The organism is Streptomyces sp. NPDC050147 (assembly GCF_040660195.1).
Taxonomy (GTDB): domain Bacteria; phylum Actinomycetota; class Actinomycetes; order Streptomycetales; family Streptomycetaceae; genus Streptomyces.
Genome location: NZ_JBFALJ010000022.1, coordinates 34,367 through 49,337 on the forward strand (window position 1 = coordinate 34,367; position 14,971 = coordinate 49,337).

14 protein-coding genes are annotated in these 14,971 nt (G+C 72.5%); 1 reads left to right on the plus strand and 13 read right to left on the minus strand.

The window, feature by feature from the left end:
* Positions 1-8: 8 nt before the first annotated feature.
* From AB0I94_RS29035 to AB0I94_RS29055, 5 genes are read right to left on the minus strand one after another with little or no spacing between them, the layout of a single operon-like run.
* Positions 9-530: a cupin domain-containing protein gene (locus AB0I94_RS29035; RefSeq protein ID WP_344529664.1), complete on the minus strand. Its 522-nt coding sequence runs from the start codon at positions 528-530 to the stop codon at positions 9-11.
* A complete protein-coding gene (locus AB0I94_RS29040) occupies positions 521-1,351 on the minus strand; it encodes an alpha/beta hydrolase (protein ID WP_363312654.1) in 831 nt (276 codons plus the stop codon). The genes AB0I94_RS29035 and AB0I94_RS29040 overlap by 10 nt, the downstream gene beginning before the upstream one ends.
* Positions 1,348-2,145, minus strand: a complete 798-nt coding sequence (locus tag AB0I94_RS29045; RefSeq protein WP_363312655.1) for an aspartate dehydrogenase domain-containing protein — start codon at positions 2,143-2,145, stop codon at positions 1,348-1,350. The genes AB0I94_RS29040 and AB0I94_RS29045 overlap by 4 nt, the downstream gene beginning before the upstream one ends.
* The gene (locus AB0I94_RS29050) at positions 2,142-3,101 is read right to left on the minus strand and encodes a VOC family protein (RefSeq protein WP_363312656.1); all 960 of its coding nucleotides are present in this window, start codon (positions 3,099-3,101) and stop codon (positions 2,142-2,144) included. Before AB0I94_RS29050 ends, AB0I94_RS29045 begins: the two co-directional genes overlap by 4 nt.
* Before the next feature lie 51 nt (positions 3,102-3,152).
* A complete protein-coding gene (locus AB0I94_RS29055) occupies positions 3,153-4,640 on the minus strand; it encodes an aldehyde dehydrogenase (RefSeq protein ID WP_363312657.1) in 1,488 nt (495 codons plus the stop codon).
* 333 nt (positions 4,641-4,973) lie between these two features.
* On the opposite strand from AB0I94_RS29055, the gene AB0I94_RS29060 reads away from it, so the two are divergent.
* Positions 4,974-6,377, plus strand: a complete 1,404-nt coding sequence (locus AB0I94_RS29060) for an MFS transporter (protein WP_363312658.1) — start codon at positions 4,974-4,976, stop codon at positions 6,375-6,377.
* 158 nt (positions 6,378-6,535) lie between these two features.
* Here AB0I94_RS29060 and AB0I94_RS29065 read toward each other — a convergent pair whose 3' ends face one another.
* From AB0I94_RS29065 to AB0I94_RS29100, 8 genes are read right to left on the minus strand one after another with little or no spacing between them, the layout of a single operon-like run.
* Positions 6,536-7,291 (minus strand): ferredoxin reductase, encoded by a 756-nt coding sequence (locus tag AB0I94_RS29065; RefSeq protein WP_363312659.1) that lies wholly within the window; start codon positions 7,289-7,291, stop codon positions 6,536-6,538.
* On the minus strand, positions 7,284-7,901 hold the full coding sequence (locus tag AB0I94_RS29070) for a sulfite oxidase-like oxidoreductase (protein ID WP_363312660.1): 618 nt from the start codon (positions 7,899-7,901) through the stop codon (positions 7,284-7,286). The genes AB0I94_RS29065 and AB0I94_RS29070 overlap by 8 nt, the downstream gene beginning before the upstream one ends.
* Positions 7,898-9,301, minus strand: a complete 1,404-nt coding sequence (locus AB0I94_RS29075; RefSeq protein WP_363312661.1) for an amidohydrolase — start codon at positions 9,299-9,301, stop codon at positions 7,898-7,900. Before AB0I94_RS29075 ends, AB0I94_RS29070 begins: the two co-directional genes overlap by 4 nt.
* A 39-nt stretch (positions 9,302-9,340) precedes the next feature.
* Entirely contained in the window at positions 9,341-10,141 is an 801-nt protein-coding gene (locus AB0I94_RS29080; protein WP_363312662.1) for a nucleoside phosphorylase, read from the minus strand.
* Positions 10,138-11,034, minus strand: a complete 897-nt coding sequence (locus AB0I94_RS29085) for an ABC transporter permease (RefSeq protein WP_363312663.1) — start codon at positions 11,032-11,034, stop codon at positions 10,138-10,140. The genes AB0I94_RS29080 and AB0I94_RS29085 overlap by 4 nt, the downstream gene beginning before the upstream one ends.
* Positions 11,031-12,128, minus strand: coding sequence for an ABC transporter permease (locus AB0I94_RS29090; RefSeq protein ID WP_363312664.1), 1,098 nt, complete (start codon positions 12,126-12,128; stop codon positions 11,031-11,033). The genes AB0I94_RS29085 and AB0I94_RS29090 overlap by 4 nt, the downstream gene beginning before the upstream one ends.
* A 1-nt stretch (position 12,129) precedes the next feature.
* On the minus strand, positions 12,130-13,863 hold the full coding sequence (locus tag AB0I94_RS29095; protein WP_363312665.1) for an ABC transporter ATP-binding protein: 1,734 nt from the start codon (positions 13,861-13,863) through the stop codon (positions 12,130-12,132).
* Complete coding sequence (locus AB0I94_RS29100; protein ID WP_363312666.1) at positions 13,847-14,899, minus strand: BMP family ABC transporter substrate-binding protein; 1,053 nt, start codon at positions 14,897-14,899, stop codon at positions 13,847-13,849. The genes AB0I94_RS29095 and AB0I94_RS29100 overlap by 17 nt, the downstream gene beginning before the upstream one ends.
* Between the last annotated feature and the right edge of the window lie 72 nt (positions 14,900-14,971).

Genomic DNA, 14,971 nt, shown 5'->3' on the forward strand with positions numbered 1-14,971 from the left:
GTGACACGTCAGTCACGGGTGACGCCGTGCATCGGCGAGTGCTCGGGATACGTCGGGACCTGCGGCTTCTGCGTGCCGATGACGACGCAGAAGAGCGCGTCGGTGTCGCCCTCGTTCTTCAGTGAGCGCGCCACGCCCGCCGGGACGACGATCATGTCGCGGTAGCCGAGGGTGCGGTACTCGACCTCGTCGGCACCCCGGTGGATTCCCACCTTGACCTGCCCCTCCAGGACGAAGAAGGCCTCCTCGACGTCGTGGTGGGTGTGCTCGGGGCCCTCGGCGCCCGGCGGGAGCAGCATGTTGGAGAAGGTGAAGCCGCCGGACGGCAGGATGCGGCTGTCGTTCTCGTGGTTGCCGGTCGCGCCGGAGCCGACGTAACGGATCTGGCCGCGGCGGTACTGCGGGCCCGCCTTCTCCTGGAAGGACAGCGTGCTGAAGTCCGCGACACGGGACTCCTTGGTGGCGATCAGCGAGTCGGTGTACTTGCCGAGGTCGCCGCCGTTGTCGTACTCGGTGGTGGTCAGAGGCATGAGGAGAGCTCCTGTTCGGGGGTGAGGGCTTCGGACACGGGGGCTTCGGGGATACGGGCGGTGATGCGCAGGTGGGAGAGGACCCAGGCGTTGAAGGCCTCGGGCCGCTCCTGGTTGGCCAGGTGACCGGCGTCCTTGACGATCACGTAGGCCGTCTTGTGCAGGGCGGCGGAGAGGGTCTGCGAGGCGTCGAGCCCGGTGATCCGGTCGTGTTCGCCACAGAGGACCAGGGCGGGTGCGCCGATCGCGGGCAGTTCGGGGCGCAGGTCGGCCGCGGCCATGGATTCGGCGGCGTACGCGTACCCGGGCAGGCGCACGGAGGCGGCCATGGTGTCGATGACGCGATGGACGAGCTGAGGGGGCGCGTCCGGAGACACGAGCCGGGGGCCGCGCCGCTCGGCGAACTCCCGCGGCCCGAGCTCCGCGAGCTCGGCGGCCCGCTGCCGCATGGCGTCGGCCTTCGCGGGATCGGTGCCGGAGCCCGCGCTGGAGTCCGCCACGATCAGTGAGTCGACGAGCTCGGGGTGGCGGGCCGCGAGCCGCAGCGCGATCACCCCGCCCCACGAGACTCCGAGGACGTGGGCGCTCGCGCCGCGCTCCCGGATGAGGTCGGCCGCCGCGTCGGCGAAGCCGTCCAGATCCAATGGCCCTTTCGGGTCGGTGGACTTGGCGTACCCGGGAGCGTCCCAGGCCACGACCCGCACGTACGCGGACAGCTCGGCGAGCTGCGGGGCGAAGGCGGCGGACGAGGAGCCGATGCCGTGCAGGCACAGCAGCACAGGGCCCTGTTCACCCGCCTCCTCGACGTGTACGGCCGTCACAGGATCTGCCCCGTCCGCCCCGCGAGCGCCGCGAGGCTGCGCAGGACCGCGTACGGCACGACCTGGCTGGTGGCCGGGTTGCCGGGGTCCGGCAGATGCGCGACCTCGAAGCGGTACGTGCCGTGCGCGCCGGACGCCTCGACGACGTGCCGCGTGTGGTGGGCGCCGGGGTCGGCGACGACCTGGACCCGCACAGCGTCCAGGTCGCCGACGGCGAGGGCGACCGAGGCCGCGACGTTGGTCGACTTGGGGAACTTCACGGGGACGTCCCGCGCGGTCCCGGACATGACCTCGACCGGGCCGGTGGCCGTCCGCAGCCGTGCCAGCAACTCGGCGCCCATCCAGGGTTGTTCGAGCGTGGCGGGCAGCTTCGTGGTGGTGAGCCGCACTTCGTCGAGCGGGCCGAGCGCACGCACCGCCTGGAGCAGATCGAGCCCGCCGACCGCGCCCCCGGTGAAGTACACCCGGCCGGGACCGGCGGCCAGAAGCCGCTTGGAGAGTTCCTCGTCGGTGAGCGCGCCGGTCGAGGCGATCAGCAGATCGGTCCCTGACGCGAGGACGCGCTCGCCCCATTCCCGTACGACACCCTGGCCCGCCGCCTCGACGATGAGATCGCAGCGCTCCATGGCCTCGTCGAAGGAGACCTGCGGGGCGGGGGCGCTCTCGCCGAGCGGACGGTTGTCGACGAGGCACGTCAACTCGGCGCCTGTAACGCGCTGTTCGGCCAGCGCGGCGCCGACGACGCGCCCGATCGCACCCCAGCCGACGATGCCGACCTTGCGTACGCGGCTCATGCCTGGACCTCCGGTTCGTCGCGGGAAGAGGGGGCGGACAGCGGGGCGGACAGCGGGCCGGGGTCGGGAGCCCCCGCCATGTGGCAGCGGATCTCCTTCGACGGCGGGCCCGCCGTCCCCCACAGGTCGGAGAGCTCCGGAACCCGCCGCCAGACCTTGGCGATCCACGCGTCCTCGACGATCTGCGCGACCTCGGAGGTGTACTCGCAGACGAGCCCGGACGGGTCGGTGAAGTAGGAGAAGGTGTTGTTGCCGGGGCCGTGCCGTCCGGGGCCCCACTGCGGGGTGATGCCGTGGTGCCTGAGCCGGCCGAGGCCCCGCATGAAGTGGTCCACCGAACTCATCTCGTACGCCACGTGGTTGAGCGAGGCCCACTGGGCCTGGTTGAAGGCGATGCAGTGGTGGTCGGCGTTGCAGCGCAGGAACGCCATCTGATGCTCGGACCAGTCGGAGACGCGCAGGCCGAGGACGTCGCGGTAGAAGGCGACGGAGGCGTCGATGTCCGTGGTGTTGAGTACCGCGTGCGTGACGCCGACCGGAACGGCGCCGTCCCGGCCGCGCGGCGCGACCGCGTGGACCTCCGCGCTGATCTCGATCAGGCGGTGCTCGGGGTCGGTGAAGCGCAGGCCGTAGCCGCCGCCCACCTGGTCGAGGGGGCCTGGGCCCGCCACCGGTGTGATGCCGCGCGCGAGCAGCCTGCGCGCGGCCTCGTCGACCTCGGCGGGCGTGCCCACCGCGAAGGAGATCCTGCCGAGGCCCGTGCGGTCGGCGCGGGTGAGCTGGAGGGCGTGGTGCTCGGCGCCGGTGCCGCGCAGCCAGGCGGCGGCGCCGCGCTCGGACTCCACGGTCTGAAGGCCCCAGACCTCCTGGTAGAAGTCGGCCGCCTCGGTGAAGGAAGGCGTGAGCAGTTCGACGGAGCGCAGGGCGCGCAGCCGTGCGACGGGGGGTTGAGGCATGACCTTCTCCAGAGGTACGGGGTTCGGTTGGCCCGGTTCGGTCGGCTCGGTTCAGTCGGCCCAGGGGAGGGGCGCGTCGGTCAGGCCCCAGTACAGGGACTTCTGGCGCTGGTGGGCGCGGATTCCGTCACGGCCCTTCTCGCGGCCGAGGCCGCTCTCCTTCATGCCGCCGAAGGGCGTGGCGATGCTGAACTGCTTGTAGGTGTTGATCCAGACCGTGCCCGCGTCGACGCGTCGCGCGATCCGCCAGGCGGCCCGGTGATCGCGGGTCCAGATGCCGCAGGCGAGGCCGTAGACGCTGGAGTTGGCCTGCCTGACGAGATCGTCCTCGTCGTCGAAGGGCAGCGCGACAAGGACGGGCCCGAAGATCTCTTCCTGGCAGGTCCGCGAGGAGTTGGGCAGGCCGTCCAGGACGGTGGGCAGGTAGTACGCCCCGTCCTGGTACTCCGCGCCCTCGGGTACACCCCCGCCGCACAGCACCCGCGCGCCTTCCTCGCGAGCGAGATCGACGTACGAGGCGACGGAGTCCCGGTGCTGGTGGTGGACGAGGGGTGCGACCTGGGTGTCGGGGCGGGTGCCGGGCCCGATCCGCAACTTCCGGACGCGCGCGACCAGTTCGCCGACGAACTCCTCGTACAGCCGACGGGCGACGAAGAGCCGGGACCCGGCGACGCAGGACTGTCCGCTGGAGGAGAAGATCCCGAACATCACGCCGGCCAGAGCCTGCTCGACGTCGGCGTCGGCGAGGACGACCGTCGGCGACTTCCCGCCCAGTTCGAGGGAGACCGGCATCAGCTTCTCGGCCGCCGCGTGGGCGAGCGTCCGGCCCGTGCTCGTGCCGCCGGTGAAGGTGACCTTGCCGACGTGCGGATCGCGGACGATGGCGTCCCCGACGACGCTGCCGCGGCCGGTGAGGACCGAGAGCAGACCGGCCGGGAGCCCGAATTCCTCCAGGGCGCCGCTGATGAGGCGGCCGAGCGCCAGCGAGACGAGCGGGGTCCACTCGGCGGGCTTGAGCAGGACCGCGTTGCCCGCCGCGAGCGCCGGGGCGAGCTTCTGGGCGTCGCTGGCTATGGGGGAGTTCCAGGGGTTGATCGCGCCGACGACGCCGATCGGCTCGTACACGCTCAGCGTCACGTAGTCGCCGCGCGAGGGGGTGATCGCCTCCTCGGCGGTCTCCAGGGCGGCGGCCGTGTAGCGGAAGGTGGCCGCCGCGCTGCCCACCAGGGCGCGGGTCTCGGTGAGCGCCTTGCCGGTGTCGGCGGTCTGCAGGGCCGCGAGGTCGTCCGCGGACCCCTCGATCAGCTCGGCGACGCGGTGCAGGAGCAGGGCGCGCCGGTGGGGCAGCAGGTCGCGCCAGCGGGGGTCGGCGGCTGCCGCGGCCGCCGCTCGGGCCGCCTCGGCGACCTCGTCGGGGGAGACGGCGTGGACGGTGGCGAGGACGCGGCCGGTCGCCGGATCGACGGTGTCGGCCGGGGCGCCCGCGCCGCGTCGCCACTCGCCCGCGATGAGGGCTTCGTCGGCTGGGATGCGGGGCATGGGGGCCTCCTGGGCGGCACGGGGCGGGGTCGAACAGAACGCGGCCGAACGGGACTTGAGGGAACGGGCCCGGGGCGAGCGCTGCACGCTCTTCGGTAAGTGCTAGGAATCTAAGGGCTTAAATATTTGGAGCGCAAGACCCTGCCCGTTGTCGTTCTTCGGCGAATTCCCTGTGCAGGCTCTTGACGGGCTCCGGTGTCCGGACGGTACAACTTAAGCGCTTAGAAGCTTTGCGCTTACTCGCTCCTTGGCTCGGGTTTCCCCAGACTCCGCAGTCCGTAGCGCTTCCCCGGCTCGCCCCCGTCCCCGCCCCCTCAGCAGCGGAGTACCCGCATGACGATCGACGCCTCCCCGGACCCAGCGGTCCGGGCCGCCATAGCCGCCCGCTTCGAGCGGTTGCCCCTGTGCCGCTGGCACGTCACCGTCCGCCTCATCGTGGGCGCGGTCACCTTCTTCGAGGCCTTCGACCAGCTCCTGATCGCCTACGCCCTGCCGGACCTGCGCCACGAGTGGGACCTCAGCACGTCCGCCGCGACGCTGCTGCTCACCGTCGGCTCGATCGGCATGCTGATCGGGGCGCTGCTCTCCGGACGCCTCGCGGACCGCGTCGGCCGCGTGAAGGTCATCGCGCTGTGCATCGCGCTGTCCAGCGTCGCCAACCTGGCCCTGTCCGTGACCACCTCACCCGACGCCTTCATGGCCCTGCGGTTCGTCCAGGGCCTGGCGATCGGGGGCGAGGTGCCGGTGGCGGCGACCTTCATCGCCGAGATCACCCGCAGCCACCGGCGTGGCCGCTTCGTCCTCCTCTACGAACTGGTGTTCCCGGCGGGCCTGACCGTGGGCGCGCTGGTCGCGGCCTGGGTGGTGCCGATGCTGGGGTGGCGCTGGATGTACGCCATCGCCGCGCTGCCCGGCCTGCTCTGCATCCTCGTACAGCGGAGGGTCCCCGAGTCGCCGCGGTGGCTCGCCGACCACGGCAGGGCGGACGAGGCGGACGCGGTGATGTCCGGCATCGAGGCGGACGTCGAGCGGATCACGGGGAAACCCTTGCCGCCCGTTCCCGACACGCTTCCCGATGCGGTTCCCGGCGCGCTTCCCCTCGTGGCTCCCGGAGAGGCGGCTTCCGGGCTGCGCGGCTTGTTCACCGGCCGCTACCGACGCCGGACACTGATCATCGGCGTGCTCTGGTTCACCGGTTACTTCGTCAACTACGGCATCACGTCCTGGCTCCCGACGATCTACCAGAACCGCTACGACCTGACCCTCTCCGACGCACTCCTCTACTCGACGGTCACGTCCTGCGCGGGTCTCGTCGGCTGCCTCGTCGCCGCGCTCACGGTCGACAGCGTGGGACGCAGGAAGGTCATCGCCGGCTGTCTGGGCGGGGCGGCGGTGATGCTGGTGGCGCTCGCGGCCGTCGGCGCGGACACGCCGGTCCAGGTCCTGGTGTGGACCTCGCTCGCGGCGGTCTTCTTCTTCGGCTCCAACATCTGCCTGTACCTCTACACGCCGGAGCTCTTCCCGACGCGGATGCGGGCGCTCGGCAGCAGTGTGGGCGGGGCGATGAACAGGCTCGGGGTCATCCTCGGCCCGATCGTGGTGGGAATCGTCTACGCGGGCGGCAACGTCTCCACGGTGTTCGTGATGCTGGGGGCGGTGGCGCTGGTGGGGTCCGTGGTGGCGGCCGTGGGGGCGGAGGAGACGGCGGGGAGGCGGTTGGAGGAGGTTTCGCCGTAGGGGCGTGGGATCAGCACGAAGAACGCCGGACGGGCTGAACAATCAGCCCGTCCGGCGTTCAGCCCGTCATGGGGGTCCCCCTGCTCTTCAAGAGCTTGGCGGAGTTCGAGGACGAACGCGGCGAAGCCGGTGACCGACGGCGCGCGACGCCCCCGGGGTCAGCCGAACCGCTCGATGCGGATCCGGTCGACCGGCTGGCCCCCGGCCACCAGCAGCCGCGACGCGTGCTCCGCGAAACCGTTCGAGCCGCAGATGTACGCCTCCCAGCCCCCCTCGGGCTGAGCGGCGCCGAGGAACGGCGCCAAGTGCTCCGCGTTCAGCCGGCCCTCGGTCCGTGTCAGGACGACCGTGGTCTCATCGCCGTACTCGTCCGCGTAAATGAGATCCCTGGACGTCCGCGCCGACACCAGAAGCCGCAGCGGCATCGGACGCCCGGCCCTCCGCCAGTGCCGCAGCATCGACATCAGCGGGACCACACCCGACCCCGCCCCCAGGAGCAGCGCGGGACGGTCACCGGGCCACGCGAAGAACCCCGAAAGCGGCCCCCGCACCTCCACCACGTCGCCGACGCGGGCGACCGTGTGCAGATGCCCGGACACCTCGCCGCCCGGAACGTGGTCCAGGGTCAGCTCGATCTCACCGCTCTCGGCGGCATCCTCCGGCGCGGAGGCGATCGAGTAGTGGCGCTGGGCGACATACCCGTCGGGCGCCGTCAGCCGCAGCATCAGATGCTGGCCCGGCAGGTGCCCCGGCCAGTCCGGCACCTTCAGACGGAAGGTCGAGACGGTCCCGGCGGCGTTGTCCCGGTGGACGTCCACCACCACGGCCCGCTGCCAGAGCGCCGCCGCACGATTGCTCACCGCGATCCGCCCCGGCACGGCGAACCGGGTCAGCGGCACGAAAGTCTCAGTCACCGGAGTAACGCTCCTCCCGCCACGGGTCTCCCCGGTGGTGATAGCCGTGTCGCTCCCAGAAGCCCGGCTCGTCGTGGTCGAGGAGCCGCAGCCCCGCGACCCACTTCGCGCTCTTCCAGAAGTAGAGGTGGGGGATGATCAGACGCGCCGGGCCGCCGTGCTCGGGAGGCAGCGGGCCGTCCCCGTACTCCCAGACGATCCACGCCTTGCCGCCCGTCACGTCGGCCAGGGGGAGGTTGGTGGTGTACCCCGTGTGCGCGTACGCGACGACGTGCGTGGCCTGCGGGCGCGGCCCTGCGGCGGCCAGGAACGCGTCGAGGCTCACCCCGCCGAAGCGCACCCCGAACTTGGACCAGCTGGTCACGCAGTGGATGTCGCCGCGGTACTCGGACGCGGGCAGCGCGTGCGCCTCGTCCCACGTCCAGGTGTGCGGGGTGGTGACGAGGCCGTCCACGCGGAACGTCCAGTCCGCGGGCGCGAGCTCGGGCGTCACCTCGGCGGACAGGACGGGCCAGCCGTCGGCCGCGTCGTACTGCCCGGGGGGAAGGCGCGGGTCGCGGTCGGCGGCGCGGGCGCGGCCGGTGAAGCCGCGGGTGGGTTCGACGGTCATACGGTGTTCGCCACTTCGGAGGTGCTCGTCGTGCTGGTGGGGCCGGGGCTGGTGGGGCCGGGCGCCGCGGAGTCCGCCGCGTCCTGCAGGGCGCGCAGCACGCGCTGCTCGTCCAACGTCACCAGCGTACGGTCCCGCATCAGGACCCGGCCGTCGACCACCGTGTCCCGCACGTCACTGGACGCGGCGGCGTAAGCCAGCATCGACCACGGGTCGTGCCGCGGGGTGAGGTGCGGCCGGGCGAGGTCGAGGACGATCAGGTCCGCGCGCTTCCCGGGTTCCAGCGAGCCCAGCTGGTCGCCGAGGCCCAGTGCCCGCGCCGACTCGACGGTCGCCATCCGCACGGCCTGCTCGGCGCCGACCGCCGTCGGGTCGCCGCCCGCCTTGTGCACGAGCGCGGCGACCTTCACCGCGCCGAGGAGGTCCAGGGTATTGGAACTCACCGCGCCGTCCGTGCCGAGGCCCACCGTGACGCCCGCGTCGAGCAGGTCGGGAACGCGCGCGATGCCGCAGCCGAGCTTCAGGTTCGACACCGGGCAGTGCGCGACGGACGTCCCGGTGCGGGCGATGATCCCGATCTCCGCGTCCGTGAGGTCGACGGCGTGCGCCAGCAGCGTGTCCGGGCCGAGCACGCCGAGGGAGTCGAGCAGCTCCACGGGGCGCATGCCGTGCTGCCCGGTGACCATCTCCACCTCGCCCGCGTTCTCGGCGGCGTGGATGTGCAGCAGGGCGCCGTGCTCGCGGGCCAGCGCGCTGATCGCCGTCAGCTGCTCGGGCCCCAGGGTGTACGCGGAGTGCGCGAAGACCACCGGGCGGGTGCCCGGCGCCGGGGTGCGGGCGGCCAGGTCCGCCGCGGCCCAGCCGAGCCGGTCGGCGTAGGGGCGGCCGTCCGGCGGGCCCGGCACGTCCATGAACGTGGGCCCTGTCAGCAGGCGCCACCCGGCGTCGCGGGCCACGGCCTCGGCTGCCTCGTGGAACCAGTACATGTCGAGCGCGGTGGTGACCCCGCCGCGCACGGACTCCGCGATCGCGCCCTGAATGCCCGCCGTCACCGTCCGCGGCGACAGGCCCCCGGCCTCCGCCGGGATCACCCGGGCCAGGAAGCCCTGGAGCGTGACGTCGTCGGCGATGCCGCGGAACAGGGTCATCGCGAGGTGGGTGTGCGTGTTGATCAGACCCGGCATGACGAGGCAGCCACGGGCGTCCACCTCTTCGGTGGCCTCGTAGGAGGCGCGCAGCCGCTCGGCCGGGCCGACCTCGACGATGCGGCCGTCGCGCACGGCGACGGCGCCGTCCCTCACGACGGTGCCGGACGCGTCGACGGTGAGGACGTCGCCGCCGTGCACCAGGAGATCTATGGAGCCGCCCCGGTCCTGGGCCGGCAGGTCAGTGGGGTGCATCGGTTCCGTTCTCCGTGAGGTGGTTCGCTTACGGCTCGTTCAGTGCTCCGTGCTGGCAAGGAGACGGAGCGCGTCCAAGGCTATCCGTGCGCCCCGGTCGACTCCCTCGGCCACCACGTCGCGGTGCGGGTTGTAGCCGCCTGTCGAGAAGGGCGCTTCCTCGTCGACGAGTTCGTCGGCGTTGGCACCGTCGATCACGAGCGCGCCGCCCGCGACCAGGCCGTGCGTGGAGGCGAAGACGTACAGCGCCGACAGCTCCATCTCGATGGCCGCGATCCCGGCGGCCGTGTACGCCTCGCCCGGCAGCGGCAGGAAGCCCGGCTGGAACGCGGCCCGCGTCCACACCACGCCGCGGTGGTAGGGGGCGTCGGCCGCGCGGGCCGCCCGCTGCAGGGCGATGACCGCCTCCGGGGCCGCGAACGCCGGGTACTCGGCGGGGATCAGCTGCTGGGTCACGCCGTCGTCGCGTACCGCCGCGTCCGCGATGACCAGGTCGCCGTCGCGGATGCCGGGGCGGATCGCGCCCGCCGTGCCGAGCCTCAGGATGGTGCTTACGCCCGCCTCCGCGAGCTCCTGGAAGAGGAGGATCGCGCCGGGGGCGCCGACGCCGTGCGAGGCGACGACGACGGGGGTGCCCTGCCAGGTGCCGGTGAACGTGCGGTACTCGCGGTGGTACGACACCTCCTTCGCGTCCTGGAGGAGATCGGCGACGGCGGTGGCGCGCGCCGGGTCGCCGACCACGACCGCCTGGCTCGGCAGGCCGGTGCGGGGGACGCGGGTGATGGGCAGCGCGTCGCCGGGCGTACGGGCGTCGGGGGACGTATCGGCTTCGGTCGTCATGAGGGTGCTCCTACCAGGGGCGACTTGCGGCGGCGCCTGCGCGCCGTGGACAGGAAAAGGGCGGCCAGGGTCACCACGTACGGGGCGGCGTCGGTCGCCTGCTGCGGCATGCCGAGCCCTTGGAGACGGAAGCCGACGGCCTCCGCGATGCCGAAGAGCAGCCCGGCGAGCAGGACGCCGAGCGGCAGGGCGCGGCCCAGCATCACGGCCACCACGGCGATCCAACCACGCCCGGCCGTCATGTTCTCCGAGAACAACGTGACGTTGCCGAGAGCGAGTTGGGCTCCCGCGAGACCGCACAGGACACCGGACGTCAGGACGGCGGCGTACTGGTACTTCGCGGGGCTGACCCCCAGCGTCGCCGCCGCGTCGGGCGCCTCGCCGACGCCGCGCAGGCGAAGGCCCCACGGATGGCGGGCCAGGAACACCGCGGCCACGGCGACAGCCGCCCAGGAGAGGTACACGAGCGCGGAGTGTCCGGAGAGGGCCGCGCCGACGAACGGGATGTCGATGCCGTCCAGGCCCGCAAGCCCCGGGTCGGAGAAGGTGCCCTGCACGCCGAAGACCGTACGCAGCAGGAACCCGGTCAGGCCGACGGCGAGGAGGTTGAGCGCGACGCCGAGGACGACGGCGTCCCCGCGCAGCGAGATGGTCCCGACGGCCAGGATCATCGAGTACGCCGCCGACGCGAGGGCGGCGAACACCACGCCGAGCCAGGCGCTTGAGGTGAACCAGCTGCCTGCGACGCCGCTGAAGCAGCCGACCAGCATCATGCCTTCGAGGCCGATGTTGAAGACGCCCGCGCGCTCGCAGATCGCACCGCCGAGCGCGGCGAGGAGGATCGGGGTGAGGGCGAGCAGCGCCGAGTGGAACAGCGCGGAGTCGATGCTCATCGCACGCTCACTTCCTTCACTTCGATCTCGGCGGTGGGCTTCTTCCTGGCCCGCCGCCACGTCAGGTTGAGCCGGGCCGCGAGGAAGACGATGACGACGGCCTGCAAGACCTGCGTCAGCTCACGCGGCACCTCGGTGGTGCGCTCCATGGCGAGCCCGCCCACTTCGAGCGCCGCGAAGAACAGGGCGGCGAGTGCCGTGCCGATCGGTGCCGCGGCGGCCAGGAGCGCTGCCGTGAGTCCGGTCCAGGTGTGCCCGGCCGCGGTCAGCGATCCGTCGATGAAGCGGTAGGGGAAGCTGAGGACGCCGATGGCGCCGACAAGACCCGCGACGGCGCCGGAGAGCGCCATGAGCCGTAGCGTGAGCCGCGGCCTGTCGACCCCCGCGTATGCGGCGAAGCGTGGATTGAGCCCCGTCATGCGGATCTCGTAGCCGGTGGCGGTGCGGGCGTCGGCGAACACGAAGACGGCGGCCGCGACGGCCACCAGGAGCAGGCCCACGGTGACGGTCGACGACCCGAAGGCGGGCAGCTCGACCCCGTCGGGCAGCCGCCGCGTCTGCGGAAGGCTCGACCCGTCCTCCTTCAGCGGAAAACGCGCGAGGTAGGAGGCGAAGGACATCGCCGGGTAGCCCAGGAGCAGGCTGCTGACGAGCAGCGGCACTCCGAACCGGTTCTGGCAGACGGCGGCGAGCGCGGCATAGCCCGCGCCGGCCGCCATCCCCGCGAGCAGCGCGGCGACGACGGTGAGGGGCGCGGGCAGCGGAGAGTAGAGCCCGGTGGCGGCGGCGGCGATCCCGCCGAGCACCAACTGCCCGTCCCCGCCGAGGTTGAGCAGCCCCGCCCGCATGGGGATCGCGAGCGCGACGGCGAGCCCGATGATGCTGGTGCCCGTGGTCAGCGTGGACCCGATGCCGTCGGGCCCCAGCGCGCCGCTGACCACGGAGCCGTACGCCTCGAGGGGGTCGGCCCCGGTCCCGACGAGGAAGAGCGCGCCGACCAGGACGGCGGCGATGACGGAGTGCAGTGCGGGCGCGCGCAGGACGCGCGCCCCGAGCGATACCCCGGAGCCGGGGGTCTGTGTCTCGGCCGCCATGTCAGGGGGCCTCCTTCACGGGGGCGGGGCGGTCGTCGCTCTCGCGGGGAGGCGGGTCCACGGCGCCGGACGGGGGAGCGGCGGCCGGGGAGGCGCCGTCGGTCTGATCGGTGACCGCAGTCGCAGTCGCAGCCCCGGTGCCGGGCGCGGGAAGTCCCGGGTCCGCTGCGGCGTCGCCCGGCGGGCCGGCTGCCTGCGCGGCTTTGGCAGGCGCGGCCTCCGGGAGGGACCCGCCCGCCATGGCGAGGCCGAGCGTGCGCTCGTCCGCGTCCGCGCGGGTGTACTCCGCGGCCACACGGCCCTCGTACATCACCAGGACACGGTCCGAAAGGCCGCGGATCTCGCTCAGTTCGGCGGAGACCAGGAGGATCGCGTGGCCCGCGTCGCGGTGGGCGATCAGCTGGTCGTGGATCGTCTGGATGGCGCCGATGTCGACGCCTCGGGTGGGCTGCTCGACGATCAACAGGGGTGACTCGTGGGCCAGTTCGCGCCCGATCACCAGCTTCTGGAGGTTCCCGCCCGACAGTGATCCGGCCGTGTGCCGGGACGAGGCCGCCTTGATGCCGAAGCGGTCGATCAGGACCCGCGCGTGCTCGCGGAGCCACGACGGGCGCAGGAGGCCGTGCCCCCGGTGGTGCCCCATCGCCAGGTTCTCCGCGATCGTCGCGTCCGGCGCGGTGCCGACCGCCGCGCGGTCCTCGGGGACGTAGGCGAGACCCGCCGCGCGCCGCCCGGCGGCCGACGCGTCCGTGATGTCCTGACCGGAGAGCGTGACGCGCCCGGAGGCGATCGGACGCAACCCGGCGATGGCCTCCACGAGTTCGCTCTGACCGTTGCCCGCCACCCCCGCGACGCCCACGATCTCGCCCGCGCGGACGCTGAGCGAGACCTCGCGCACCGCGTCCGTCGACAGGGAATCGACGAGAAGGACCTCACCACCCGGCGTACCCGTCGGATGCACCCGGTCCAACTCCACCGCGCGCCCGGTCATCGCCGCGGCGATCCCGTCCGCGGTGGTCTCCGTGGTCCGCATCCGGGCCACGACCCGGCCGTCCCGCAGGACCGTCACCGCGTCGCTGCCCTCCATCACCTCACGCAGCTTGTGGGTGACGAGGAGGACCGTGCGCCCGTCCTCCGCGAGGGACCGCAGCACACCGAACAGGCCGTCGGCCTCGGCCGGGGTCAGGACCGCCGTCGGCTCGTCGAGGATCAGCGTACGAGCGCCGCGGTAGAGGAGCTTGAGGATCTCCACCCGCTGGCGCACGCCCACCGGCAGGTCCCCGACCTTCGCCGCCGGGTCGACCGCGAGCCCGTGCTCCTCGGCGAGCGCACCCACGCGCCGCAGCGCCTCGGCCCGGTCCGTCAGACCGAAACGGCGCGGCTCGGCGGCGTACACGACGTTCTCGGCGACCGTGAAGGACGGGAAGAGCTTGAAACTCTGGTGCACCATGCCGAGGCCCGCCGCGATCGCCTCGCTCGGGCTGGCGAACGTCACCTCGCGCCCGTCGAGCAGGATCTGCCCGGCGTCCGGCTGCCGCAGCCCGTAAAGGACGGACATCAGCGTCGACTTGCCCGCGCCGTTCTCGCCCATCAGGGCGTGGATCTCACCGCGCGCGACGGTCAGATCCACGCGGTCGTTGGCGAGGGTGCCGGGAAACTCCTTGGTGATGCCGCGGAGTTCGACAGCGGGGGAGGCGGCGGTGGAGACGACGGTGGACTCAGGCCGCGGGGTCATCGACCTTCAGCTTCCCCGCGACGATCTCGTCCCGCAGCGACTCGACGCGCTTCAGCACGTCCTTGTGGTCGGCGATCAGGCACTTGGAGTCCGCGACGCCGGGTTCGAGGCCGGTCAGCGACATGCCGCCTTCCTTGAGGCCGTACGACACCGTGGTGCCGCCCTTGCCCTTGAGGATCTGCGCGATGCCCTTCTCGACGGCGACATCGGTCTTCTTCAGTACGTTGTCGACGACGACCCCCGGGTTGCCGAGGCACTGGTTCGCGTCGACGCCGTACGCCTCGAAGCCCTTGGCCTTCGCGGCCTGGAAGACGCCGGTGTTGCCGCCGGCGGCGGCAGCCATCACCTGGTCGACCCCGCCGGAACCGAGCGTCGCCGCCTGGTCCTTGGCGCGGGCCGCGTCATTGAACGGCGACTGTCCGCCGACGAAGAGCGTGCGGGACTTGGCCTTGGGCTGGGCCTTCTTCGCCCCGGCCGCGAACGGCTCGCTGTAGCGGCGGAACTGCGGGGTGTCGAGGACGTCGACGGCGCCCACCTTCTTGCTCTTGGTGAGCAGCCCGGCCTCGGCGCCCGCGAGATACACCGCCTCGTGCTCGCGGAAGACGGCACAGGTGACGTTCTCGTACGTCTTCTTCGTGCACGCGTCGACGAGCAGGAACTGCTGCTTCGGGTGCGCCTCGGCCTGCTGGGCGGCGATGTCGGCGAACTCGAAGCCGACGAGCGCGATGACATCGGGCGCGGAGTCCACGGCCGACTGCACGTTCTGCTGCTGCGAGGAGGTGTCGCTGCTCTGGAAGACCTTCGGAGCCCCCGCCCCCTGCGCCTTCGCCGCCGACTTCACCCCGCTGACGGCCAGCTTGAGGAACTCGTTCTGCGCCACCGGGTCGGGCGTGACGAGCGTGAACGCCTTGGCTCCCGCTCCGTCCTGCGCGTCGTCCTTCTTGGCCGCGGCGTTGCAGCCGGTGGCGAGGAGGGCGGCGCCCACGGCGAGGGAGGAGAGCCGGAGGGACGTACGACGGGATGTGCGAAGAGACATACGCGGGTACATGGACATACGGGAGCGCCTTCTCGAAGGAGCCTGGGAGCCCAGGCGGTGGCGGGGAGGGTC